Genomic DNA, 23,119 nt, shown 5'->3' with positions numbered 1-23,119 from the left:
CTCAGTTCTTCTTGTCGCGCCACGGGAGCCGCTCGTCCAGGGGCGGCTTTACGCCGGGATACCACTGGCTCAGGATGGCGGCCAGGGTCCCGTCGTCGCGCATGGCCCGGAAGGCCCGCTGCCAGGCCTCCACGGTGCCGGGAGCGGTGTCGCGCGACAGGGCCACGTACAGGTCCACCTCCTTGAGCGGGAAGACCGACTCGAAGCTGTCCGGGTCGATCCCGGCCGCGTCGGCCATGGCCGCCACCCCGGTGTCGCTGCCCACGATGAGGTCCAGCCGCCCGTATTCCAGCTTGCGGTAGTTGGTCGCGTCGCTCGCCGCCCGTTGCAGGTTGGTGAACCCCAGTCCGGCGAGATAGCGGTCCCGCGCGTCGCCGAAATAGGTGCCGATGGACCCGACCTTGCGGGCGTCGTCCAGGCTGTGGATGGCGATGCCGGACCCCCTGCGGGCCAGGAAGCACCAGTGCACCCGGAAGATCGGCCCCACCCAGTGGAAGTGCGGGTCGCGCTCCTCGGTCCGGGTGGTGGGGAACAGGACCACGCCGGGCCTCGCCAGGGCGATGTCGTAGGCCCGCGCCCACGGCATGGCCTCGATGGCCGCCTTGCAGTGCGTCCGGTCCATGATCCCGCGCACGATCGCCACCGCCCATCCGTCCAGTCCGCCGTTCCGAGTCTGGACCGCCCGGCCGTTGGGCTCGGCCAGCACCCGGAGGTCGGCCGAAACGGCAGCCCGGACCGGGTCTGGAAGCGCCAAGAGGGAAAAAACGAGGAAAATAGCCGTGAAAAAGCGTGACAACCAGTTCATGGACGCCTGATAGCAGGAAAGCCGGTTTTCCGCATCCGTAAAATACAGTGGCGGGAAATAGCCCTTCCCAAAACGAGAAAGGCCTCCTTGCGGAGGCCTGTGACTTTCTCGGTGCAAAAGAAGGAAGATGCTTTCCTTATAGCACCGATCGTGCCAAAGCCTTGGGTCTTGCACAGATATTTTTTTATTCATTATATTACAACGTATTACGTACACAAATTGGTTGTGTGTTTCAACGCCGCCGGAAGGGCGGGGGGTACAAGAATTTGGACTTTCCCGCCGGAAGGGGGTGGCGGGACAAAATTTTTTAACCTCGACCGGGCCTCATGAAACGTGCGTTTTAATTCTCAGCCTCTATATCGAAATTGACGAATCTTTATAAAAGTTGGTCGGTTATGAGAGATGTTGTGGTGAATATGCCGCAAGTATGCGTATAGAACAGCAAGGACTATAAAAAATGGAGGGAGGCTATGACGCTTTCGAACATAGGAATCGGGCAACGGTTGGTTGCCGTGTTGGCCCTGCTGATGCTCGCCCTGGTCGTCTTTTTCCTTGTCTCGGTATCCTTCGGAACCAAGGGTCTGACCCTTTCCATCGTCAACAAGACCCTGAGCCAGAACACGCGCAGCGTCACCGCCACCCTGGACGGGTGGATCGAGGACCGGATGCGCTTCCTCGGCCTGGCCGCCTCTTCGGATGAGGTCGTCGAGGCCGCCTCGGACGGCGACTGGCAACGGGCCGAGGCCTGGCTGCAAAAGGCCAAGGCCCAGGACCCCATGCTGGAATCCCTGTTCGTGCACGACGCCAAGGGCGTCAGCGTGGTCACCACCAACGAGGGCGGCCGGGGTAAGGACTACAGCTCGCGGCCCTACTATAAGGCCATCATGACCGACGGCAAGGACGAATACATCTCCGAAGTGACCCTGTCCCCGGCCACCAACAAGCCGAGGATCGCCTTCGTCCGCGCCGTCAAGCGCGACGGCAAGACCGTCGGCTACGTGGGCATGTCCGTCCAGGGCGAGGCGTTTTCCAATTATCTCGCCCCGATCAAGGTCGGCGAGGGCGGCTACTGCTACATGTACGACGACAGGGGCAAGATCCTGGCCCACCCGGATTCCTCCCTGATATTCAAGGACCTGAGCGATACGAGCTTCATCCGGGAGGGGCTGCGCGAAAAGAACGGTTTCCTCGAGTACGAATGGAAGGGCGCCATCAAGTACATGGCCTTCGGCCAGGTCAAGCGCACCGGCTGGATCGTGGCTTTGACCGCCGAACGGTCCGACTTCCTGCATGAGGCCACGCAACTCCAATACCGCCTGATCGTCGGGGGCGGCGTGGCTCTGATCGTCATACTCGGCCTGGTCTTCGTCATCATCCGCAACCTCGTGTCCAGGCCGCTCGGCGTCATCGTCGAAAAGTCGGAACAGGTCAGCCGGGGCGATCTGTCCGTGGACTTGTCCGGCCGGTACTCCGGCGAACTGGCCCGCTTGCGCGATTCCTTCGAAGCCATGGTCGCCAGCATCGGCGAGGTGGTCGAGGACATCCAGTCGGGCAGTGAAAACGTGGCCTCCGGGGCCGAGGAGCTGTCCGCCACGGCCGAGGCCCTGGCCCAGGGAGCCACCGCCCAGGCCGGCGGCGTGGAACGCCTGTCCAGCGCCATCGAACAGATCAGCGCCAGCATCGAAACCACCGCATCCAACGCCAAGGCCACGGAATCCCTGGCCGCCCAGGCCGCCAGGGATGCCCGGGAAGGCGGCGAGGCCGTGGCCGAAGCGGTCGAAGCCATGGGCCACATCGCCGAAAAGATCTCCATCGTCGAGGACATCGCCCGCCAGACCAACCTCCTGGCCCTCAACGCCGCCATCGAGGCTGCCCGCGCCGGCGAACACGGCAAGGGCTTCGCCGTCGTCGCCGCCGAGGTGCGCAAGCTCGCCGAACGGTCCGGCATCGCCGCCAACGAAATCAGCGAGCTGTCCGTCTCGAGCATGGACGTGGCCAACCGGGCCGGGAAGATGCTCGAACGGCTCGTCCCGGACATCCAGAAGACCTCGGAACTCATCCAGGAGATCACCGCCTCCACCCAGGAACAGAACTCCGGCGCGACCGACATCAATACCGCCACCATGGAACTCGACCGCGTCATCCAACAGAACGCCGCGGCCTCCGAAGAGACCTCCTCCACCTCCGAGGAACTCTCGGGACAGGCCGTTCAACTGCAGCAGACCGTCAGCTACTTCAAGCTGCGCCGAAGCGCCGGACCGGCCCGGACGCCCAGGCGCCCGGTGGTCACCCGCACCCCGGCCTCGGCCCTGACCGGCGACGGCGGGAGCGACGAAGGCGACTTCGAAAAGTTCTGATTTCGAAAACCTTCCGCATATCAGGCGCGCCCCGACAACGGGGCGCGCCTTTCGCGTGCGCGAGAGGGGGATGCCTCCGGCGGCCGGGGCGCTGCCCCGGACCCCGCCAGGAACCCTTTGAAAAGGGTTCCCTGGACCCTCCCAAACTTTTTGTGTCGCCTGCGGCGAAGGGGAGGCGGGCAGGGGGGACGGTTGCCTACGCCGCCTGGGCGGACGCGTATTAAGGAGTATCGAGAAGTCGGCGTCTTGGACTGAGGGTATAAGAGCCCCGACTTCTCGCGCTCCCACCCTCCGCGAAGCGGCACAAAAAGTTTAGGAAAAGGAGGGGATGGGGGGCCGGGAGAAGGGGAGGAAACAACCCTTTCCAAAGGGTTTTCCCTCCCCTTCCCCCGGCCGCCGGAGGCAAAAAAAAGGAGTGGCTGCGCGCAGCGCGGCCACTCCTTTTCATTATATCAGGCGGCCAATTATTTGAACTTGGCCAGGGCGGCGGCGAAGCCTTGTTTGGAGCGGGGGATGATTTTGTCTTCCACGGAGAAGGACAGGCGGAAGAAGCCGGGGTAGCCGAAGCCGGAGCCGGGCACGGCCAGGACTTTTTCTTCCTGGAGCGCGGCGCAGAACTTGACGTCGTCGCCGCCGGGCGCTTTGGGGAAGAAGTAGAACGCGCCTTTGGGCATGGTATATTCGTAGCCCGCGTAGTCGAGGACTTCGGCCATGGCCTTGCGGCGGCGGTCGTAGACGGAGATGTCCACGCCCGAGCCGAGGGCGCGGGCCATGAGTTTCTGGGCCAGGGCCGGGGCGTTGACGAAGCCGAGGATGCGGTTGGTCAGGGTGATGGCCCCGACCAGGGCGGCCTTGCCTTCCATGGCCGGGTTGACCAGGGCGTAGCCGATGCGTTCGCCGGCCATGGACAGGTTCTTGGAGAAGGACGAGCAGACCACGGTGTACTCGTAGAGGGGCAGCAGGCTGGGCACGTCCACGCCGTCGAAGGCCAGGAACCGGTAGGGTTCGTCGGCCAGGATGTAGATGGGCCGTTCGCGTCCCGCGTTGTGCTTTTCGAGAATGGCGGCCAGTCCTTCCAGGGACGCCTTGTCGTAGACCGCGCCCGACGGGTTGTTGGGCGAGTTGAGCATGACCACGCGGGTCTTGTCGGTGACGGCCTTGTCCATGGCCTCCAGGTCGAGCTGGAAGGTCAGGGGCTTGGCCGGGACGGTGACGAGTTTCGCGCCGTGGTTTTCGCAGTAGAAGGTGTACTCCACGAAGAACGGTGCCGGGCTGATGACCTCGTCGCCGGGTTCGAGCACGGCCCGGAAGAACGAGTTGAGCGCACCCGCCGCGCCGCAGGTGATGACCAGGCAGTCGGCGGTCACCGGCGTGCCCTGTTCCTTGGAGACCTCGGCGGCGAGCTTTTCGCGCACGTCGGGATAACCGAAGTTGGGCATGTAGCCCATGAAGAACGGTTTGTCGGCCTGTTCGGCCAGCTCCAGGAGTCCCTCCTTGATGGCGGGCGGCGGCGGCAGGTCCGGGTTGCCCAGGCTGAAGTCGCAGACCGCGTCCTCGCCGAACTGTTTCTTCAGGGCAATGCCCTCCTCGAACATCTTGCGGATCCAGGAGGACCGCTCCATGTACCCCGCTATCTGGGTGGAAATAAGCTGCATGGGAAAACTCCTTGGAATTCGGGTGAAGCCACGACCCTACGACAACCCCCGGCCACTTGCAATACGCGATGGCCGGCAAGCCACAGGCGGGCCCCGCCGCCGTTGTCCGCAGCCCCCTTGACAATGATTAGCCGCCTAACTAATATGAGGTCATGTTTTACCTGAAGGACTTTCCCGACGAGGCGATGATCGCCCGGTTCCGGGCCGTACTGCCGCACGTCGACGCGAACGGGGTGCAGATATTCGTCCGGCTCCTGGCGCTGGGCAGCGAATGCCTGTTGCAGCTGGACCGGGTGCTCGCCGAGCACGGTCTGAGCCACGGCCGCTGGATCGTGCTCATGCTCCTGCGGCGCAGGGAGGTCTGGCGGGCCCTGCCCTCGGAGCTGGCGCGGGAGCAGGGCATCACCCGGGCGACCATGTCCGGGCTGATCCGGGGGCTGGAAGGCCAGGGGCTGGTCTCCCGGGAGCCGGACGAGCGCGACAAGCGGCAGACCGTCATCGCCCTGACCGAGAAGGGGGCCGCCCTGGTGGAGCGGGCCCTGCCCGAATGCCTTGAACTCATGGAGCGGACGCTTTCGCCCTTGAGCGGCGGTGAAAAAGACGAGTTCAGAAGGCTGATTGAAAAATTGTTTCCCCTCGGCGGCGCTTGATGCGATAAGGGAGGGAGGCTGCGAAGCCTTGCACCACAACAACAGGAAGTCATTACGGTATGCGTAGGATCGTCATAATCATCTTGGCCGTGGTCCTCCTCGGGGGAGGCGGCTACTGGGCGTACAGGATGTTTTGCCCCGAATGCGCGGACACGGGCCCGCTGGTGCTCTACGGCAACGTGGACATCCGCCAGGTCAACCTGGCCTTCAAGGACAGCGAGCGGATCCAAAACGTCCTGGTGGAGGAAGGCGACGTGGTCGAGCAGGGCCAGGAGCTGGCCCGGCTGCAGACCCAGCGGCTGGAGGCCCAGATCAAGGCCGTCCAGGCCGGGGCCGACGCCCAGAAGTACGTGGTCATCCAGCTGGAGAACGGGTCCCGGCCCGAGGAGATCCAACAGGCCCTGGCCGAGGAGCGGCAGGCCCTGGCCGAACAGAATCTGACCAAGCGGACCTTCGATAGGCAGTCGCGGCTGCTCAAGAGCGGGGCCAACGCGCAGCAGGACCTGGACGACGCCCGCGCCCAGTACGACGTGGCCAGGGCCAAATACCAGGTGGCGGTGCAGAACCGCATCCTCATGGAGAAGGGGGCCCGCTGGGAGGAGATCGCCTCGGCCAAGGCCTCCCTGAACAAGCTTGAGGCCGACCTGGACGTGCTCAACGTGCAGCTGGCCGAGAGCAAGCTCTATGCGCCCACCAAGGCCGTGGTCCGCAGCCGCAACCTGGAGCCCGGCGACATGGCCTCTCCCCAGAGCCCGGTCTTCACCCTGGGCGTCATGGACCCCAAGTGGGTCAGGGCCTATGTGCCCGAGGACAAGCTCGGCCTGCTCAAGCCGGGCATGCGCGGCTACGCGACGGCCGACTCCTGGCCCGACAGGCGGTTCGAGGGCTGGGTGGGGTTCATCTCGTCCACCGCCGAGTTCACGCCCCGGTCCGTGGAGACGCCCGAGCTGCGCACCTCCCTGGTCTACGAGGTCCGCCTGAACGTCCATGACCTCGAAAACGTGCTCCGGCTGGGCATGCCGGTCACGGTCCATTTCGAACCCCAGGCCGATTCCGCCGCGCAGCCCGCCGACGGGAACTAGGCGGGGACATGCCGGAAACAAGCGGTTCCCTGCCCCTGGAGATCAAGGGGTTGCGCAAGTCCTTCAAGCGGGGCAAGGGCCGGGTGGAGGCCCTGCGGGGCGTCTCGTTCGCGCTTGAGCACGGCAGCGTCAACGCCCTGCTCGGTCCGGACGGCGCGGGCAAGACCACGCTCATCCGCCTGGCCACCGGGATCATGGCCCCGGACGAGGGCAGCGTGACCGTGCTCGGCATGGACTCCATCGGCCGGGCCCAGGACATCCAGTCGGCCATCGGCTACATGCCCCAGCGGTTCGGCCTGTACGAGGATTTGACCGTGCAGGAAAACCTCGACCTCTACGCGGACCTGCAGGGGGTGGGGCGGCAGGAACGCGGCGAGCGCTACCAGTCCCTGATGGAGATGACCAACCTGGCCCCGTTCACCAAGCGGCTGGCCGGGCGGCTCTCCGGCGGCATGAAGCAGAAGCTCGGCCTGGCCTGCTCCCTGCTCAAGACGCCGCGCTTTCTGCTTCTCGACGAGCCCACCGTGGGCGTGGACCCCCTTTCGCGGCGCGAGCTGTGGTCCATCGTGGACACCCTGGTGCGCAAGGACGACATCACCGTGCTCGTCAGCACCGCCTACCTGGACGAGGCGGCCCGCTGCGACCAGGTTTTCATCCTCCAGGACGGCGAGCTGATCGGGCAGGGCGCACCGGACGCCTTTGTCGAGCGGGCGCGGGGCCGGACCTGGCGGGTCACGCCCGATACCACCCCGCGCGTGGTCCAGAGCCGCCTGTTCGGGAAGCCGGGTATCGCCGACGCCACCCTGGAATCGGGCCGCATCCGCGTGGTCACCCGGGACGAGGTCATGCCGCAGTCCCTGTTCCGCGAGGCCGGGGCCGAGGACCCGCAGGCCGTCGATCCCATCTTCGAGGACGGCTTCATGCTCCTGCTCAACCGGGAGACCCAGGCGGACGCCCCGGCCCTGAAGGTGTCCAGGGTGCGCGGCGGCGACGACGGCGAAGCCCTCAGCGTCAACGGCCTGGAGCGGCGGTTCGGCGACTTCTACGCGGTCAAGGGGCTGACTTTCTCGGTCCGGCGGGGGGAGATCTTCGGCCTGCTCGGGCCCAACGGGGCGGGCAAGTCGACCACCTTCCGCATGCTCTGCGGCCTGCTGCCCGCCACGGGCGGGACCCTGGAGGTGGGCGGGCTGAACCTGCGCCGGGCCGCGGCCAAGGCGCGCAAGAACCTCGGCTACATGGCCCAGAAGTTCTCCCTGTACGGCCAGCTCTCCGTGCGCGAGAACCTGAATTTCTTCAGCAAGGTCTACGGGCTGTCCGGCTCCCATCGCGAGGAGCGGGTGCAATGGGCCCTGAACGAACTGGATCTGGCCGGGCAGGCCGAGACCACGTCCGGGGAGTTGCCCTTCGGCTTCCGCCAGCGGTTGTCCCTGGCCTGCGCCCTGATGCACGAGCCCGACATCCTCTTTCTGGACGAGCCCACCTCCGGCGTGGACCCCCTGGCCCGGCGGCAGTTCTGGGCCCGGATCAACTCCCTGGCCGAGCAGGGCGTGACCGTGGTGGTCACCACCCACTTCATGGAGGAGGCCGAGTACTGCGACCGCATGCTGATCATGATGGCCGGGGAGCTGCTGGCCCAGGGCACCCCGGACGAGATCCGCAGGCACGCCGGGACCGACGGCGACGCGACCATCGAGAAGGCGTTCATCGCGCTCGTGGAAGAGCAGCGGGCGCGGCAGAAGGGGGCATGACCATGAGCGGCCGAATCAACTACACCCGCCTGCGCGCCCTGCTCGCCAAGGAGTGGCTGCAGATCGTCCGGGACCCGTCGAGCATCGCCCTGGCCTTCGTCATTCCCATCGTCATGCTCCTGCTCTTCGGCTACGGCATCAGCCTGGACCCCAAGCAGCTGCCCGTGGCCTTCGTCATGGACAAGCCCGACCCCACGGCCTCGTCCCTGCTGGCCCGCTTCCGCCATTCCGAGTATTTCGGCATGGTGCCCACGACCTCCTGGGAGGAGGCGCGGCAGATGCTGCTCGACAGGGAGGTGGACGCGGTCATCCGGTTGCAGTCGGATTTCACCCGCCGCCTGATGACCGGCGGCCAGGCCCCGGTGCAGCTGATCGTCAACGGGGTGGACTCCAACCGGGCCCTGCAGGTCCTCGGCTACGTGACCATGACCTGGAACCGCTGGCTGGCCGGGGTCTCGGAGACCCTGCCCGGGGCGAAGAACCTGACGCGGGTCGGCCTGGTGGACCTGAAGCAGCGCATCTGGTTCAACGAGGCCATCCGCAGCGAGAATTTCCTGGTGCCCGGCCTCATGGCCATCATCATGACCCTGATCGGCACGCTGCTGACCGCCATGGTCATGGCCAGGGAGTGGGAGCGGGGGACCATGGAGGCGTTGCTGGTCACCCCGGTCAGGCGGCTGGAGATCGTCCTGGGCAAACTGATCCCCTATTTCATTCTCGGCATGGGCGGCCTGGTCCTGTGCATCGTCATGGCCGTGTTCCTGTTCAACGTCCCGTTTCGGGGCTCCCTGGTCCTGCTCCTGCTGCTGGGAGGCGTGTTCATGACCGGGACCCTGGGGCTCGGCCTGTTCATCTCGTCCACGGCCAAGAACCAGTTCGTGGCCGGGCAGATCGCCCTGCTGGCCGCCTTCCTGCCGTCGTTCTTCCTGTCCGGGTTCATCTTCGAGCTGAGCAGCACGCCGATCTTCATCCAGGTGCTGTCCTACATCGTCCCGGCCAAGTATTTCGTGAACATCGTCCAGACGCTGTTCCTGGCGGGCAACGTCGCCTCGGTCCTGCTGCCCAACCTCGCGGGACTGGTCGTCCTGGCCCTGGTCTTCATGACCCTGGCCTTCCGCAAGACACGCAAGAGCCTGGAGTGAGCCCCATGGAGAGCGTCCGCCGCATCCTCGCCCTGATCGTCAAGGAGTTCCTGGCCCTGCTCAAGGACCCCAAGAGCCGCATCGTGGTCATCGGCCCGCCGATCATCCAGCTGATCCTGTTCGGCTACGCGGCCACCTTCGACCTGACCGACATCCCCTACGCCTTCGAGGACCTCAGCCGGTCCGCCGAGTCCCGGGAGTTCTTGTCCGGGGTGTCCGGGTCCCCGTACTTCCACCTGGTGGGCGAAATCCGGGGCGAGTCCGTCATCCGGGACATGATCGACAGCCGCAAGGTGCGTTTCGTCCTGCGCATCGGGCAGAACTTCGCCAAGGACCTGAAAGCGGGCCGCAGCGCGCCGGTGCAGGCCCTGCTCGACGGGCGCAACTCCAACACCGCCGGGATCATCGGCAACTACCTGAGCAACGTGGTCGGCCAGTACAACACCATGCGCCTGTCCAGGGCGGGCCGGGCCAGCCCGTCCATCCTGGTCTCGCGCATCTACTACAACGAGAACGCCATCAGCCGGAACTTCTTCGTGCCCGGCATCGTCGGGGTCATCGCCATGGTGGTGACCCTGCTGGTGACCGCCCTGTCCGTGGCCCGCGAGCGCGAGCACGGGACCTTCGACCAGGTGCTGGTCACGCCGCTGTCGCCCATCGGCATCCTCATCGGCAAGGCCGCGCCGGGGTTGATCATCGGCCTGTTCGAGGCCTCGCTGATCATGCTGGTCGCGGTCTACTGGTTCGAGGTGCCGCTGCGGGGCAACGTCGGGATGCTCTACCTCGGGCTGTTCTTCTTCATCTTCGCGGCCGTGGGCGTGGGGCTGATGATCTCGTCGCTCTCCGTGACCATGCAGCAGGCCCTGCTCGGCTCCTTCCTGTTCCTGATGCCGTCCGTGCTCCTGTCCGGGTTCGCCACGCCCATCGAGAACATGAGCCGGGTGGTCCAGTGGATCACCCTGGTCAACCCCCTGCGCTACGTCCTGGTCCTGATCCGGGGCGTGTTCATCGAGAACTCCCCGACCTACGTGCTGCTCATGCAGATATGGCCCCTGGCCCTGATCGGGCTGGCCTGCATGGCCCTGGCCGTGGTCATGTTCCGCAACCGCATCTATTGACCGTCCGCGCGGCTCGTCGATAACGCAACGACAAGGCCCCGGCTCCATGTGGAGCCGGGGCCTCGATGTGTCCGTGCCGGGTGCGGTTTAGCGCGTGACCCCGCCTTCCCAGACGTAGCAGAAGCCCGCCCGGGGGGGCAGGATGAAGCTCGCGTCCACGCCGAGCAGGCTCGGCTTGAACGGCTCGGCGGCGTCCAGGGTGTTGTACGGGTTGTCGTCGGGGTAGAGGTCGCGGCGGTAGGTGACCACCTTGCAGTTCGGGTCCAGGCGGGCCATGGAGCGGGCCTTGGCGAAGGCGTCCTGGATATAGCCGATCTGGTCGATGAGGCCGATGGACAGGGCCTGACTCGCGGTGAACACCCGCGCCGTCTTGACCGTTTCGAGGTTGGCCGGGGTCAGGTGGCGGCGAGCCTGGACCAGGGAGTAGAAGCGCGCGGCCATGTCGTCTATGATGCCTTGGAACAAGGCTTTTTCCTCTTCAGTGGTGGGCCTGAAGGGCGAGCCCATATCCTTGTCGCGGCCGGACTTGGAGACCTCGACGCCCACGCCGACCTTGTCCATGAGGCCGCTTAACTTGGGCCGCATGAAGACCACGCCCACGGACCCGGTGATGGTCGTCGGGTGGGCCACGATCCAGTCGGCGGGCAGGGCCGCGTAGTAGCCGCCCGAGGCGGCCACGTCGAACATGGACACGACCACGGGCTTGCCGGTGCGTTTCTTGAAGTCGGTCAGCTCATGGTAGAGCACGTCCGAGGCGGTGGTGGTCCCGCCGGGCGAGTCGATGGCCACGACCACGGCCCCGACGTCCTTGTCGGCCTCGGCCAGCTTGAGGTCGTTGACCATCTCCTGCACGGCGCTCGGCTGGGAGCGGAGCATGCCCTGGGCCGGTTCGGTGGACAGGAAGCCGTGCAGGTGGATGAGCGCAATCTTGCCCGCGCCCTCGCCGTCGACCACGTATTCCTTGAGCGGTTCGGTGGCCTGGGAGGCGAATATCTTGATTTTGGGGGCGCAGCCCGGCAGCAGCAGGAACAGGGCGAGCAGCAGGGCGGATATGGACGGGAGTCGGTTCGGCATGAAATCCTCCGGGATGTCGGTTTATGGGAGCATCCTACCGGGGCCGGGGATTCTTGCCAAGTGGAGATCGGTTTTGCCACCCATCTCTCTATTTCCATTGAGAAATATGACGTGGGGCGGGCCTTTCCGGCGACTCGCCGCGCGGGGCTACATGACCAGGGCGAAGCCCAGCCCGGCGGCCAGCTCGCCGAGGATCACGGCGCAGCCCAGGAAGTCGCCGTTGGCCCCGCCCACCTTTTCCGCCAGCCGGAACAGGCCGAGCAGGACCAGGGTGGCGATGACCGTGGAGGTCAGGGTGGCGGGCAGTCCGGCCATGATCCAGCCGGCCGCGAAGGTCAACAGGGTGGCCGCCAGCGCCACGCCCAGGGTGGCCCCGTCGATGTACAGCTTGCCCAGGCCGGGGCGGACCAGATGGCGCACGTGGTAGCCGAGCCAGACCGCGGCCGCCCGGCCCAGGACGAACGCCCAGGCTGCGGCCCAGTACTCGCCCCGGGCGAGCATGGCGTGGAACAGGATGACCTGTCCGGTCAGGGCCATGACCAGCCCCATGGCCCCGAAGGCGCCGGTGCGGCTGTCCTTGACCACCACCCAGAACCGCTCGGGGTCGGTGTGCGTGGTCACCGCGTCGCACACGTCGGCCAGGCCGTCCATGTGCAGGCCGCGCGTCAGGTAGATGGAGGCCGCGACCATGAGCCACGCCTGGACCCACGGGGAGGCGGCGAACAGGCCGAGCCAAAGCGGCAGGACGATGAGCAGGCCGAGGACCAGCCCGACCAGGGGCATCCAGCGCATGCACCGGTTCATGGCCGATTCCGGGATGACCCGCGCCGGTGCCAGCCGGGTCAGGAAGCCGAGGGTATCGAAAAAGTCGCGCATCGGATTACGCCTCCCAGGACATTTCCACGGCGTCGCCCATGGACAGTCCGAATCGTTTCGCGGCGGACCGCTGGTTTACGGCCAGTTCCAGGAACCCCTGGCTGCCTTCGAGCAGGCCGGGTTCGCCCTCGGGCATGTCCGCGTACTTGGCCGCGTAGGCCAGGGGGCCGCCCGACGGGGATTCCATGCGCAGCCCCCTGGGCGCGCCCAGGCAGCCCGCCTCCAGGTTGAGCACGCAGTTGCCGAAGCGGTCGATGTGGACCACGTGGCCGAGGACCCTGTGGTCACCGATCTCCGGGCGCGACCAGGTCTGCGTGACCAGGTCCGCCGGGTCCAGCTCCCTGCCGAATCCCTCCAGCCCGCCACCCAGGGCGAGCCAGGCGGCCAGCGGGGCGAACACGTCCCGGGCGTGGAAGGTGTGGGAGACCTTCTTGGGCGCGTCCATGGCCCTGGACAGGTCGTAGGCGCGCACCTCGGACCAGGCGCGGTTCAGGGCCAGGGTGAGCAGCCCGTTGTCCGGGGCCACCAGCCGCCGGTTGCCGATCTCCAGGCAGACGATGCGCCGATCCGTGCCCACGCCGGGGTCGACCACGGACAGGATGACCGCGTCGTTCGGGAAATGTTCGTAGCTGGCGGCCAGGAAGAACCCGGCCTGGGCCACGTTGAACGGAGCCACGTGGTGGGAGATGTCCACCACCGGGCATTTGGGGGCCTTGCGCGCCAGGACCGCCTTGACCTGGCCCACGTAGGGGTCGGTCAGGCCGAAGTCCGTGATCAGCCCGATGGTACGGGGCGGGGGCGTCTTCTTTCTGGCGGAGAGGATCATCTAGTAGACCTTCCTCGACGAGAACCCCTGGCCCTGGACGTGGAAGCCCGAGCCCATGATGAAGAACGCGTCCGGGTCGATGTTGTAGACCACCTCCTCCAGCTCCTTGAGCTGCATGGACGAGATCATGGTCATGACCACTTTGCGCGGTTCGCCGGTGTACCCGCCCGTGCCCTCCAGGATGGTCACGCCCCGGTCCAGGTCGGTCAGGATGGCCGCGTTGATGGCGGCGTGGTGGTCCGAGACGATCATGACCATCTTGCGCTCGGAGAACATGCCGAGCACGTACTCGATGCCGAAGGCGATGACGAAGGTCATGGCGATGGAGTAGAAGACGATGTTCATGTCCAGGTAGACGAACCCGGCCACGAAGCCGAGCATGTTGAACCAGAACTCGAAGGCGCCCATGGACATGTTGAACTTTTCCTTGCAGATCACGGCCAGGATGTCGGACCCGCCGGTGGAGCCGAGCGAGCGCAGGGCGATGCCCACGCCCGCGCCCATGATCCCGCCGCCGGTGATGACCGCCAGCCAGATGTCCTTCATGTGCAGGGCGTAGGGGATGGCGTCGATGAACACGGACGAGGCGACCATGCCGTACAGGGAATAGAAGAAGAATCGTTTGCTGACGAAGACCCAGCCGAGGACGAACACGGGCAGGTTCAGGGCGAAGTACCACTGGCCCGTGGTCAGCCCGCCGAAGGCGTAGTAGCACAGCAGCGAGATGCCGGATATGCCGCCCGTGAGCAGGCCGTGGGGCACGGCGATGGCCTTGACCGAGAAGGCGATGAGAAAGGAGCCCAGGGTGAGCATGGCGAGGTTCCACGGCACCCCGAAGGTCATGCCGCGCAGTGTGTCCTTGAACGTGTTGGTCATAGTCGATCTCCGCCACATGTTCTAGCGGTTTTCGGCCGGGCTGCAAACCAAAATCCTTCCGGCCCGCGCCCTTGCGCGGCGGCGCGATTACCGGTAAACGGATTGGGGCTTTTGCCCAACAACACCAGTCGAGGGAAGTGCTCCACATGACGCTCAAGGATTTGATTTCGGAAGAGGACCTGGCCGCTTTGCAGCGGGAACTGCACGACCGTTTCGGACTGAACGCGGACATCACGGACGGCGAGGGCCACCGGCTGCTCGGCAACACCTGGGGCAACGACCTGTGCCGGGCCATCCGCAACGACGAGAAGGGGTTCGGGGCCATCTGCGCCACGGCCGGGCAGATGTTCACCCGGCTGATGCAGAAGGGTGAGCCGTTCGTCGAGTACTGCGACGCGGGCATGGTCCGGGTCAGCGTGCCCGTGGTGGTCAAGGGCGAGGTCGTGGGCGCCGTGGGCGGCTGCGGGCTGGTGCCTGCCGACGAGGAGGTGGACGCGTTCACCATCGGCATGATGAGCAGCCTGGACGAGGCGGCCATCGCCGAGCGGGTCAAGACCGTGCACGCGGCCGACGAGGCCCGGCTGGCCGAGATCCAGGCCTTCATCACGAAACGGCTGGAGGCGCTGCTGACCTAGCCGGTTCGGGCGTTTTTTCCAAGCCGCCTCAAGGTGGCTTTACCTTATTCGCCGGACGCGACCGGGGCGGGCGGAGCCCGAAAGATATAATTGCTCAGCAAGACGGGCCGTGGCTAAGGGGAGATGATGCGGCGGTAAAGCGCGAGGGGGTGATGGGGTGAAGGAGAATGTGCGGGTGTTCCCTGGCGTGGCCGCGGTCCTCGGGGCCGTTCTCGCGTGCCTGTTCGTCCTGTGCCTTGCCAGCCCGATCTGGGCCGCGCCCGCCTGGGCCGGTCCGCAGGCCCTGCTTATCAGCTCCTACCATCCCGGTTTTCCGACCTTTTTCCGTCAGATAGAGGGCATTGAATCGGTCTTCGATCCGGCGGGCGTGGGCCTGGACGTGGAGTACATGGACTCCAAGCGGTTCGGTTCGCCCGAAAACACCCGCGCCTTCCGCGCCATGCTCGCCGACAAGCTGGCCCGCCTGCCCCGCTACGACATCATCCTGACCGCCGACGACAACGCGCTGCGCTTCGCCGTGGCCAACCGGAAGGACCTGTTCCCGGACGTCCCGGTGGTTTTCTTCGGGGTCAACGATCAGGTTCTGGCCCATGCCCAGGGGCACGACGACAATTTTACCGGGGTCATCGAGGCGGTCTCCATGGAGGGGACCCTGCGGGTCATCTTCCGGCTGCAACCGAAGGTGCGGACCGTCTACGCCGTGGTGGACGGGACCCCGAGCGGCGGGGCGGACCTGCTGACCTATCTGTCCAAGCGGCCCCTGTTTCCGGACCGCAAACTGGCCGTCCTGTCCCTGACCGACCTGACCTGGGCCGAGCTGGCCGGACGGACCCGCGCCCTGGGCCCGGAGGACGCCCTCCTCCTGCTCTCCGCCTACCGCGACGCGGCGGGCGAGCCCGTGCCCTTCGAGGAAGGGCTCAAGCGCATCCTGGGCAATACGGCGGTCCCGGTCTACGACCTGTGGGAACACGGCCTGGGGCTGGGTGCCATCGGCGGCAAGATCGTATCCCATTTCGACCAGGGCCGCCGGGCCGCGAGCATGGCCCTGGACATCCTGGGCGGAACGCCGGTCCGGGACATCCCGGTGGTCGAGGGCACCGAGGCCAACCGCTATGTCTTCGACTACCGCGTGCTCAAGCGGTTCCACATTGACCCGGACGACCTGCCCGAGGACAGCCGGATCCTGAACCAGCCGGGCTCCCTGTGGAGGGCGCACAGACTGGGGCTCCCCCTGGGAATGGGCACGCTGGTCGTCCTGGCCGTCCTGGTCTTTCTGCTCCTGGCCTACGTATCGCGCCTGCGCCGGGCCCGGATCGGGCTGCGGGAGAGTGAGGAGCGGCTGCAGACGTCCCTGGAGGCCACCAGCGACGGACTGTGGGACTGGTCCTTGGAGAACGACAATGTCTATTTCAGCCCCGGCTACTACACCATGCTCGGCTATGAACCGGGGGCCTTCCCGCCCGCCTACGAATCCTGGCTCGAACTGCTCCATCCCGACGACCGGGACAGGGCCGCGGACGTGGTCACCACCCACGTTCAGTCCGGCGAGGAGTTCCGCATCGAGTTCCGGCTGCGCAACAGCGAAGGGGGCTGGACCTGGGTGATGGCCCGGGGCAAGGCCATCGAGTGGACCCGCGACGGGCGCGCCCTGCGCGTGGTCGGCACGCATACGGACATCAACGACCGCAAGCTGTTCGAGGAGCGGCTGGTCAAGGCCAAGGAGGCGGCCGAGACAGCCAACCGGGTCAAGGACGAATTCATCGCCAACATCAGCCACGAGGTGCGCACCCCGCTCAACGGGGTCATGGGCATGCTCCAGCTCATGCAGACCTCGGGCCTGAACGACGAGCAGCGGGACTACGTGGACACCGCCCTGCACTCCTCGCGCAACCTCCTGCGCGTGCTCAACGACCTGCTCGATTTCAGCAAGATACAGGCAGGCAAGCTGGACATCCGCGAGGCCCCCTTCGACCTGGCCGGGCTGGTGGAGGAGAGCCTCGACTTCTTCAAGCTCCAGGCGGGCGACAAGGCCCTGGAGCTCAGGGCGGACATCGACCCCTCGGCCCGGAAACACTACCTGGGGGACGCCGGGCGCATCCGCCAGATCTTCTTCAACCTGGTGGGCAACGCGGTCAAGTTCACGGACCGTGGGGCCATCACCGTGGAGGCCTGCGAGCTGTGGCATCCCGAGCCCGGCCGCAAGCGGCTGCTCTTCACCGTGCGCGACACCGGCATCGGCATAGCCGAGATGGACCTCTCGCGCATCTTCGCCCCGTTCGCCCAGGTGGACGGCTCCCTGACCCGGACCTACCAGGGCACGGGCCTGGGCCTGCCCATCGTGCGCAAGCTGGTGGACCTCATGGGCGGCAACTGCGAGGTGGAGAGCGAGCCGGGCAAGGGCACGTCCATCCGCTTCTTCCTGGTGGTGGGCGAGCACGCCGGAGCCGCCGTCGAGGCCGACGCCGCCCCCGGCGCCGCCGAGAGCCGCTCCCTGCGGCTGCTCCTGGTGGAGGACGAGCGCGTCAACCGGGTCATGGCCCGCCGCCTCCTGGAGCGCATGGGCCATACCGTGGTCGAGGCCGAAAACGGCCAGGAGTGCCTGACCCTGCTGCGCGGCCAATCCTTCGACGCCGTGCTCATGGACGTCCAGATGCCGCTGTTGAACGGCCTGGACGCCACCCACGCCATCCGCATCGCCCGGGAATTCTCCCATGTGGCGACCATCCCCATCATCGGCCTCTCGGCCCACGCCGCCCGCCAGGACCGCAACCGCGCCCTTGAAGCGGGCATGGACGAGTACCTGATCAAGCCGTTCGAGCAGCGCGACCTCGAAGCGGCCCTGCGCAAGGTGACGGGCGGCCTGCGATAGCAGGCTGTCTGTACCGTATCCGCCCGCATTCCCTTGTTCGGGATTGTTCCCCGTTTTCCATCGTCACAAAAGGTGGATGCCGCCGTTTTGCCGGACGCCGTATGGAGTCGTTGTCGGCAATGATTGCGGCCGTTGTTTGACCGATTCCATTTTTCGTGTATTATTATGGCAGTGCGGTGTGGATTGAACAATGCGTATGAATGGAAAACATGAAGGAGTTATTATTCATGTCGACTCGCGATGAATACATCCAAAAGATGAAGGCCAAGCTGGACGAGCTCAATGCCGAGATATCCCGGCTGGAGGCCAAGGGCCGTGGGGCGAAGGCCGACCTGCGGCTCCGGTACGAGGACGAGGTCCGGAAGCTGGAGACGCGGCGGGAAGAGGCCGAGGCCCGGCTCGCCGAGTTCCGGCAGGCGGGCGAAAGCGCGTGGCAGGACCTCAAAATCGGCATCCAGGGCGCCTGGGACATTTTGGAAGAGTCCATCCAGTCCGCCAAGGAACGATTCTAGCCATCCCCGGCGGGCGAGCGCCGGTTTTTCGGATATTCAAGGAGGCTCCATGCTCTCTATGACATTGACCTTTCTGATCATCGCTTTGATTGCGGGCGTTCTGGGCTTCGGCGGCATCTCGGCCGCCGCGGCGGGCATCGCCAAGATCCTGTTCTTCATCTTCCTGGTCGCGTTCGTGGTCTCATTGATCATGGGACGCCGCAGGCCCCGCTAAAGCAAAACTCCAACACAAAAAAGGAGACATCAATGGCAATATTCAAGAAATTCATCTACGTGGCCCTGCTGCTGGGTTTTGTCACGGTCGCCTTCGGCTGCCAGAACGAAGGCCCGGCCGAGAAGGCGGGCAAGCAGATCGACCAGACCATGGAAAAGGCGGGCGACGCTCTGGAGAACGCCGGCGACAAAATCGAGGATGCCGGGGACAAGGTCGAGGACGCCGTGGACAAGTAGCGCTCCGGCCCCGACATCCCGCATAGACGATAAGCGGCTGCGGCGGGGCGCCGAAATCGGCGCCCCGTCCGGCCTACCTCGACAACCCGGCCGGCAACCACAAGGAGGCCGAACATGGAACTGAACGTGGCCCTGCAACCGATCCTCGCCCTGATAGCGGGCATCCTGATCCTGGTAATGCCCAAGCTCCTCAACTACATCGTGGCCGTCTACCTGATCATATTCGGCGTGCTCGGATTGATGCACTAGGACAGCCCCATATCAATCGAAAGGGCCCCCTTCCACGGAAGGGGGCCCTTTTTTGTTATGAGGGGAAGGCCTCTTATGTCGAAGGGAGCAAGCGGCGCTTTCGCACGCGGCTTGTCTGGTGACGCCTACCCCCACCGGCACTCCGGCTGTTCTCTTCCAATCGGGCTGAACACGAACTGCCAGAGTTGGATGTCCCTGGCCCGGAAGGCTCCGGCGCAGGATTGTAAGTAATACTCCCACATGCGTTTGAAGCGGTCGCCGTATTTGTCGCGCAGGCTCGGCCAGGCGTGGCGGAAGTTGCGCAGCCAGCTCATCAGGGTGCGGTCGTAGTAGGGGCCGAAGTTGTGCAGGTCTTCCAGGACGAAGTGCTTTTCCGCGGCCTTGGAGACCTCGGCGATGGACGGGAGGCAGCCGTTGGGGAAGATGTAGGTGGCGATCCACGGGTCCAGGCCCGGGCCCGAGGTGTTGCTGCCGATGGTGTGCAGCAGGAACAGGCCGTCCGGCTTGAGGCAGCGGTCCACGGTGCGCATGAAGGCCGGGTAGTTCTTGGGGCCCACGTGCTCGAACATGCCGACCGAGACTATTTTATCGAAGGGCTCGTCCAGGAGCCGGTAGTCCGTTTCGCGGATTTCCACCGGAAGGCCCGCGCAGAACTCGCGTGCAAAGGCGATCTGCTGTTTGGAGATGTTCACGCCCACCACGGAGCAGCCGCGCTCCTCGGCCATGAATCGGGCCAGCCCGCCCCAGCCGCAGCCGATGTCCAGGACCCGGTCGCCGGGCGAAAGCTCCAGCTTGTCGCAGATGAGCCGCATCTTGGCCTCCTGCGCCCGCTCCAGATCGCGGGAGACCTCCTCGTCGCTCTGGGTTTCGGGGCAGCCGTTCATGCCCTTGTAGTAGGCGCAGCTGTATTGCAGGTGGGGGTCCAGGAACCCCTGGAACAGGTCGTTGCCCAGGTCGTAGTGGCGCTCGGCCACCTGTTTGGCGCGCGACAGGTTTTGCAGGTTGCAGACCAGGGAGGGCAGCGCCTTGGCGATGAGCCGCCAGGAGTCGCGCACCCGGTTCTCCGTGCCGGTCCTGAGCACCCGGCAGATGAACTCGTCCACGCGCTCGCAGTTCCACCAGCCGCGCATGTATCCCTCGCCCAGGCCCAGGTTCTTCCTGAGCAGGATGTCGTGGAAAAGGCGTTCGTCCTGGACCCGGATATCCCACGGGTCGCTTCCGTTCACGGCCACGCCGGCCTCGGCCAGCAGGTCGGACAATATCGCTCTGCTTGCAGACATCTCGAAGACTCCTTGCACAGGGTGCCCGGCTCCATCCCTCCCGCGCTCCGGGCACGTTTTTCGCGTTTATGGCCTACGTAACACTATGCCAGGCCTGGAACAAGAGGGGGAGGGCGGAAAAAATGACTACTCTCCAATGTGTCTGAAAAAACATGATACTTCCGGTTTTATTCAGGCCGATCCGGGCCGGTCCGGGCGGGCAAAGCCGGGCGAATCACCCGCGCCGCTTGCCGTCCGGCCTCCTTGGGCCATATATATTGGACAGCCGGGGGCAAATGCCTTACAAGACCATTCCGGCGCCCGGTAGACGGGGTCTTGTCCCCTGCCCGGCGGAAAATTCCCATTACGAATGGAAATCATGAGTAAGATCGATAAAATACGCAATTTCAGCATCATCGCCCACATCGACCACGGCAAGTCGACGCTGGCCGACCGCATTCTCGAGATCACCGGCATGGTCGGCGACCGCGAGAAAAAGGACCAGTACCTGGACAAGATGGAGCTGGAGCGAGAGCGCGGCATCACCATCAAGGCGCAGACCGTGCGCATCCCGTACACCGACCGCGACGGGACCAAATACATCCTCAACCTCATCGACACGCCGGGCCACGTGGACTTCTCCTACGAGGTCTCGCGGTCCCTGGCCGCCTGCGAGGGCGCGCTCCTGGTGGTGGACTCCACCCAGGGCGTGGAGGCCCAGACCCTGGCCAACGTGTACCTGGCCCTGGACAACGACCTCGAGGTCATCCCGGTGCTGAACAAGATCGACCTGCCCAGCGCCGACCCCGAGCGCATCGGCAAGGAGATCGAGGAGGTCATCGGCCTGGACTGCTCCAATCCGATCATGGTCTCGGCCAAGACCGGCCTGAACGTCCAGGAGGTTCTGGACGCGGTCGTCCACCTGCTGCCGCCGCCCAAGGGCGACCCGGACGCGCCCCTCAAGGCGCTCATCTTCGACTCCTGGTACGACTCCTACCAGGGCGTGGTGGTCCTCTTCCGGATCATCGACGGCACGCTGAAGAAGGGCAACCGGATCAGGATATTCTCGAGCGGCAAGTCCTTCGAGGTCACCCGGCTGGGCGCGTTCATGCCCGAGGCCAAGGACATCAAGGATATGGGGCCCGGCGAGGTCGGCTTTCTGTGCGCCTCCATGAAGGAGCTCGGCGACGCGCCCGTGGGCGACACCATCACCCTGGCCGACAACCCGGTGGACAAGCCGTATCCCGGCTTCAAGCCGGTCAAGCCCATGGTCTTCTCCGGCCTGTACCCGGTGGAGCCCGCCGAATACGAGACCCTCAAGCAGGCGCTCGAAAAGCTCCAGCTCAACGACGCGGCCTTCACCTACGAGCCCGAGACCTCCCAGGCCCTCGGCTTCGGGTTCCGCTGCGGCTTCCTGGGGCTTCTGCATATCGAGATCATCCAGGAGCGGCTCGAACGCGAGTTCGAGGCCCGGCTGATCACCACGGCCCCGTCGGTCATCTACAAGGTCACCACCGTGACCGGCGAGGACCTGGTCATCGACAACCCGTCCAAGCTGCCGGACCCGACCCGCATCAAGGCCATCCGCGAGCCCTACGTGCGCCTGGAGGTGCACGTGCCCAACGAGTTCGTGGGCGCGGTCCTGGCCCTGTGCGAGGAAAAACGGGGCATCCAGAAGAACATCGCCTACATCACCTCCACGCGCGTGGTCATCACCTACGAGATCCCGTTCGCCGAGGTCATGTACGACTTCTTCGACAAGCTGAAATCCTCCACCAAGGGGTACGCCTCCCTCGACTACGAGGTCATCGACTACCGCGAGGCGGACCTGGTCCGGCTGGACATCCTGATCAACGGCGACCCCGTGGACGCCTTCTCCTGCATCGTGCACCGTGAGAACTCCGCCCGCATCGGCCGCTCGCTCGCGCTCAAACTCAAGCGCAGCATACCGCGCCAGATGTTCGAGGTGGTCATTCAGGCCGCCATCGGCAACAAGATCGTTGCCAAGGAACGCAATGCTCCCTTCCGCAAGGACGTCACCGCCAAGTGTTACGGCGGCGACATCACCCGGAAGCGCAAGTTGTTGGAAAAGCAGAAGGAGGGAAAGAAGCGCATGCGCCGCATGGGCAACGTGGAAATCCCCCAGGAAGCGTTCCTGTCCGTACTGAAAGCCGACGAGGATTAGTCGGCCCTCCCAACAAGGAATCCCATGACTCAAAGCTCTCTCAAATCATTTCGTGATACCCTCGAGGCCATCGTGGTGGCCCTGCTCCTGGCCTTCGTCATCCGCGCCTTCATCGTTCAGGCCTTCAAGATCCCGTCCGGGTCCATGCTCGAGACGCTTCAGATCGGCGATCACCTGCTGGTCTCCAAGTTCGCCTACGACGTGCGCCTGCCGTCCGACATCTGGCTCGACACCACGGACGGCAAGGTGCTGATGAAGACCGGCGACCCCAAGCGCGGCGACATCGTCGTCTTCCTGTTCCCGGAGGACGAGACCAAGGACTTCATCAAGCGCGTCATCGGCCTGCCGGGCGAGACCCTGGAGGTGCGCAACAAGGTGGTCTACATCAACGGCCAGGCCCTGGACGAGCCGTACGTGCTGCACACCAAGGCCGACACCCTGCCCGTGCGCGACAACTTCGGCCCGGTGGTCGTCCCGCAGGGCGAGTACTTCGTCATGGGCGACAACCGCGAGGGCTCCTACGACTCCCGCTGGTGGGGCCCGGTCAAGCGCTCCAAGATCGTGGGCAAGGCCCTGGTCATCTACTGGTCCTGGGGCTCCCTGACCGACATCCGCTTCAACCGCATCGGCACCCTGCTGAACTAGGGGCCTGCGAAATACGGAATGAAAAAGCCGCTCTTCGGAGCGGCTTTTTTGTGCAAGATACAGCCGGTGCTTGCTTTTTTCGGTTCCGGTGCTATCCGGGGGGCGA

21 protein-coding genes are annotated in these 23,119 nt (G+C 65.3%); 14 read left to right on the top strand and 7 right to left on the bottom strand.

Features of this window, described 5'->3' with window-relative positions; translation table 11 throughout:
* Position 1: 1 nt before the first annotated feature.
* Positions 2 to 754: a substrate-binding periplasmic protein gene (locus tag AB6M95_RS10975; protein ID WP_371386795.1), complete on the bottom strand. Its 753-nt coding sequence runs from the start codon at positions 752 to 754 to the stop codon at positions 2 to 4.
* A gap of 521 nt (positions 755 to 1,275) precedes the next feature.
* On the opposite strand from AB6M95_RS10975, the gene AB6M95_RS10970 reads away from it, so the two are divergent.
* Positions 1,276 to 3,162, top strand: a complete 1,887-nt coding sequence (locus tag AB6M95_RS10970; protein WP_371386794.1) for a methyl-accepting chemotaxis protein — start codon at positions 1,276 to 1,278, stop codon at positions 3,160 to 3,162.
* Between the two features lie 464 nt (positions 3,163 to 3,626).
* On the opposite strand, the gene AB6M95_RS10965 is transcribed toward AB6M95_RS10970, so the two are convergent.
* The gene (locus AB6M95_RS10965; RefSeq protein ID WP_371386793.1) at positions 3,627 to 4,817 is read right to left on the bottom strand and encodes a pyridoxal phosphate-dependent aminotransferase; all 1,191 of its coding nucleotides are present in this window, start codon (positions 4,815 to 4,817) and stop codon (positions 3,627 to 3,629) included.
* Positions 4,818 to 4,969: 152 nt separating this feature from the next.
* Between AB6M95_RS10965 and AB6M95_RS10960 the strand changes: the two genes are divergently transcribed.
* Genes AB6M95_RS10960 through AB6M95_RS10940 form a run of 5 tightly spaced genes read left to right on the top strand, consistent with a single transcriptional unit; the run spans position 4,970 to position 10,557 of the window.
* Positions 4,970 to 5,467: a MarR family winged helix-turn-helix transcriptional regulator gene (locus AB6M95_RS10960; protein WP_371386792.1), complete on the top strand. Its 498-nt coding sequence runs from the start codon at positions 4,970 to 4,972 to the stop codon at positions 5,465 to 5,467.
* A 59-nt stretch (positions 5,468 to 5,526) separates the two neighbouring features.
* Entirely contained in the window at positions 5,527 to 6,549 is a 1,023-nt protein-coding gene (locus AB6M95_RS10955) for an HlyD family secretion protein (RefSeq protein ID WP_371386791.1), read from the top strand.
* Positions 6,550 to 6,557: 8 nt separating this feature from the next.
* Positions 6,558 to 8,297, top strand: a complete 1,740-nt coding sequence (locus AB6M95_RS10950; RefSeq protein ID WP_371386790.1) for an ATP-binding cassette domain-containing protein — start codon at positions 6,558 to 6,560, stop codon at positions 8,295 to 8,297.
* 2 nt (positions 8,298 to 8,299) lie between these two features.
* Complete coding sequence (locus AB6M95_RS10945) at positions 8,300 to 9,439, top strand: ABC transporter permease (RefSeq protein ID WP_371386789.1); 1,140 nt, start codon at positions 8,300 to 8,302, stop codon at positions 9,437 to 9,439.
* A 5-nt stretch (positions 9,440 to 9,444) separates the two neighbouring features.
* Positions 9,445 to 10,557 carry an ABC transporter permease gene (locus AB6M95_RS10940; RefSeq protein ID WP_371386788.1) on the top strand — a complete coding sequence of 371 codons (1,113 nt, stop codon included), beginning with the start codon at positions 9,445 to 9,447 and terminating at the stop codon, positions 10,555 to 10,557.
* 87 nt (positions 10,558 to 10,644) lie between these two features.
* On the opposite strand, the gene sppA is transcribed toward AB6M95_RS10940, so the two are convergent.
* The 4 genes from sppA to AB6M95_RS10920 all read right to left on the bottom strand — a co-directional run bounded on the left by sppA (position 10,645) and on the right by AB6M95_RS10920 (position 14,209).
* Positions 10,645 to 11,631 carry a signal peptide peptidase SppA gene (gene sppA, locus AB6M95_RS10935; RefSeq protein WP_371386787.1) on the bottom strand — a complete coding sequence of 329 codons (987 nt, stop codon included), beginning with the start codon at positions 11,629 to 11,631 and terminating at the stop codon, positions 10,645 to 10,647.
* 147 nt (positions 11,632 to 11,778) lie between these two features.
* Positions 11,779 to 12,507 carry an adenosylcobinamide-GDP ribazoletransferase gene (locus tag AB6M95_RS10930; protein WP_371386786.1) on the bottom strand — a complete coding sequence of 243 codons (729 nt, stop codon included), beginning with the start codon at positions 12,505 to 12,507 and terminating at the stop codon, positions 11,779 to 11,781.
* Positions 12,508 to 12,511: 4 nt separating this feature from the next.
* Positions 12,512 to 13,333 carry an SAM hydrolase/SAM-dependent halogenase family protein gene (locus AB6M95_RS10925; RefSeq protein ID WP_371386785.1) on the bottom strand — a complete coding sequence of 274 codons (822 nt, stop codon included), beginning with the start codon at positions 13,331 to 13,333 and terminating at the stop codon, positions 12,512 to 12,514.
* A complete protein-coding gene (locus AB6M95_RS10920) occupies positions 13,334 to 14,209 on the bottom strand; it encodes a YitT family protein (RefSeq protein WP_371386784.1) in 876 nt (291 codons plus the stop codon). It abuts the gene before it with no gap.
* A 146-nt stretch (positions 14,210 to 14,355) separates the two neighbouring features.
* On the opposite strand from AB6M95_RS10920, the gene AB6M95_RS10915 reads away from it, so the two are divergent.
* The 6 genes from AB6M95_RS10915 to AB6M95_RS10890 all read left to right on the top strand — a co-directional run bounded on the left by AB6M95_RS10915 (position 14,356) and on the right by AB6M95_RS10890 (position 18,924).
* Positions 14,356 to 14,844, top strand: a complete 489-nt coding sequence (locus tag AB6M95_RS10915; protein ID WP_371386783.1) for a PocR ligand-binding domain-containing protein — start codon at positions 14,356 to 14,358, stop codon at positions 14,842 to 14,844.
* A 169-nt stretch (positions 14,845 to 15,013) separates the two neighbouring features.
* On the top strand, positions 15,014 to 17,713 hold the full coding sequence (locus AB6M95_RS10910) for an ATP-binding protein (RefSeq protein ID WP_371386782.1): 2,700 nt from the start codon (positions 15,014 to 15,016) through the stop codon (positions 17,711 to 17,713).
* A gap of 227 nt (positions 17,714 to 17,940) precedes the next feature.
* The gene (locus AB6M95_RS10905; RefSeq protein WP_371386781.1) at positions 17,941 to 18,225 is read left to right on the top strand and encodes a sll1863 family stress response protein; all 285 of its coding nucleotides are present in this window, start codon (positions 17,941 to 17,943) and stop codon (positions 18,223 to 18,225) included.
* Between the two features lie 49 nt (positions 18,226 to 18,274).
* A complete protein-coding gene (locus tag AB6M95_RS10900; RefSeq protein ID WP_371386780.1) occupies positions 18,275 to 18,439 on the top strand; it encodes a DUF1328 domain-containing protein in 165 nt (54 codons plus the stop codon).
* Between the two features lie 32 nt (positions 18,440 to 18,471).
* Positions 18,472 to 18,675 (top strand): hypothetical protein, encoded by a 204-nt coding sequence (locus AB6M95_RS10895; RefSeq protein WP_371386779.1) that lies wholly within the window; start codon positions 18,472 to 18,474, stop codon positions 18,673 to 18,675.
* Between the two features lie 114 nt (positions 18,676 to 18,789).
* Positions 18,790 to 18,924, top strand: a complete 135-nt coding sequence (locus tag AB6M95_RS10890; RefSeq protein WP_371386778.1) for a DUF3096 domain-containing protein — start codon at positions 18,790 to 18,792, stop codon at positions 18,922 to 18,924.
* A 125-nt stretch (positions 18,925 to 19,049) separates the two neighbouring features.
* Here the strand turns inward: AB6M95_RS10890 and cfa are convergent, their stop codons facing one another.
* Entirely contained in the window at positions 19,050 to 20,204 is a 1,155-nt protein-coding gene (gene cfa, locus AB6M95_RS10885; protein WP_371386777.1) for a cyclopropane fatty acyl phospholipid synthase, read from the bottom strand.
* 358 nt (positions 20,205 to 20,562) lie between these two features.
* On the opposite strand from cfa, the gene lepA reads away from it, so the two are divergent.
* Positions 20,563 to 22,368, top strand: a complete 1,806-nt coding sequence (gene lepA, locus AB6M95_RS10880) for a translation elongation factor 4 (RefSeq protein WP_371386776.1) — start codon at positions 20,563 to 20,565, stop codon at positions 22,366 to 22,368.
* Between the two features lie 24 nt (positions 22,369 to 22,392).
* Positions 22,393 to 23,013 carry a signal peptidase I gene (gene lepB / locus AB6M95_RS10875; protein ID WP_371386775.1) on the top strand — a complete coding sequence of 207 codons (621 nt, stop codon included), beginning with the start codon at positions 22,393 to 22,395 and terminating at the stop codon, positions 23,011 to 23,013.
* Positions 23,014 to 23,119 lie beyond the last annotated feature (106 nt).

The organism is Pseudodesulfovibrio karagichevae (assembly GCF_041414475.1).
Taxonomy (GTDB): Bacteria; Desulfobacterota; Desulfovibrionia; order Desulfovibrionales; family Desulfovibrionaceae; genus Pseudodesulfovibrio; species Pseudodesulfovibrio karagichevae.
Note: the sequence above shows the minus strand (reverse complement) of the source record. Positions and strands in the feature narration are given on the sequence as shown.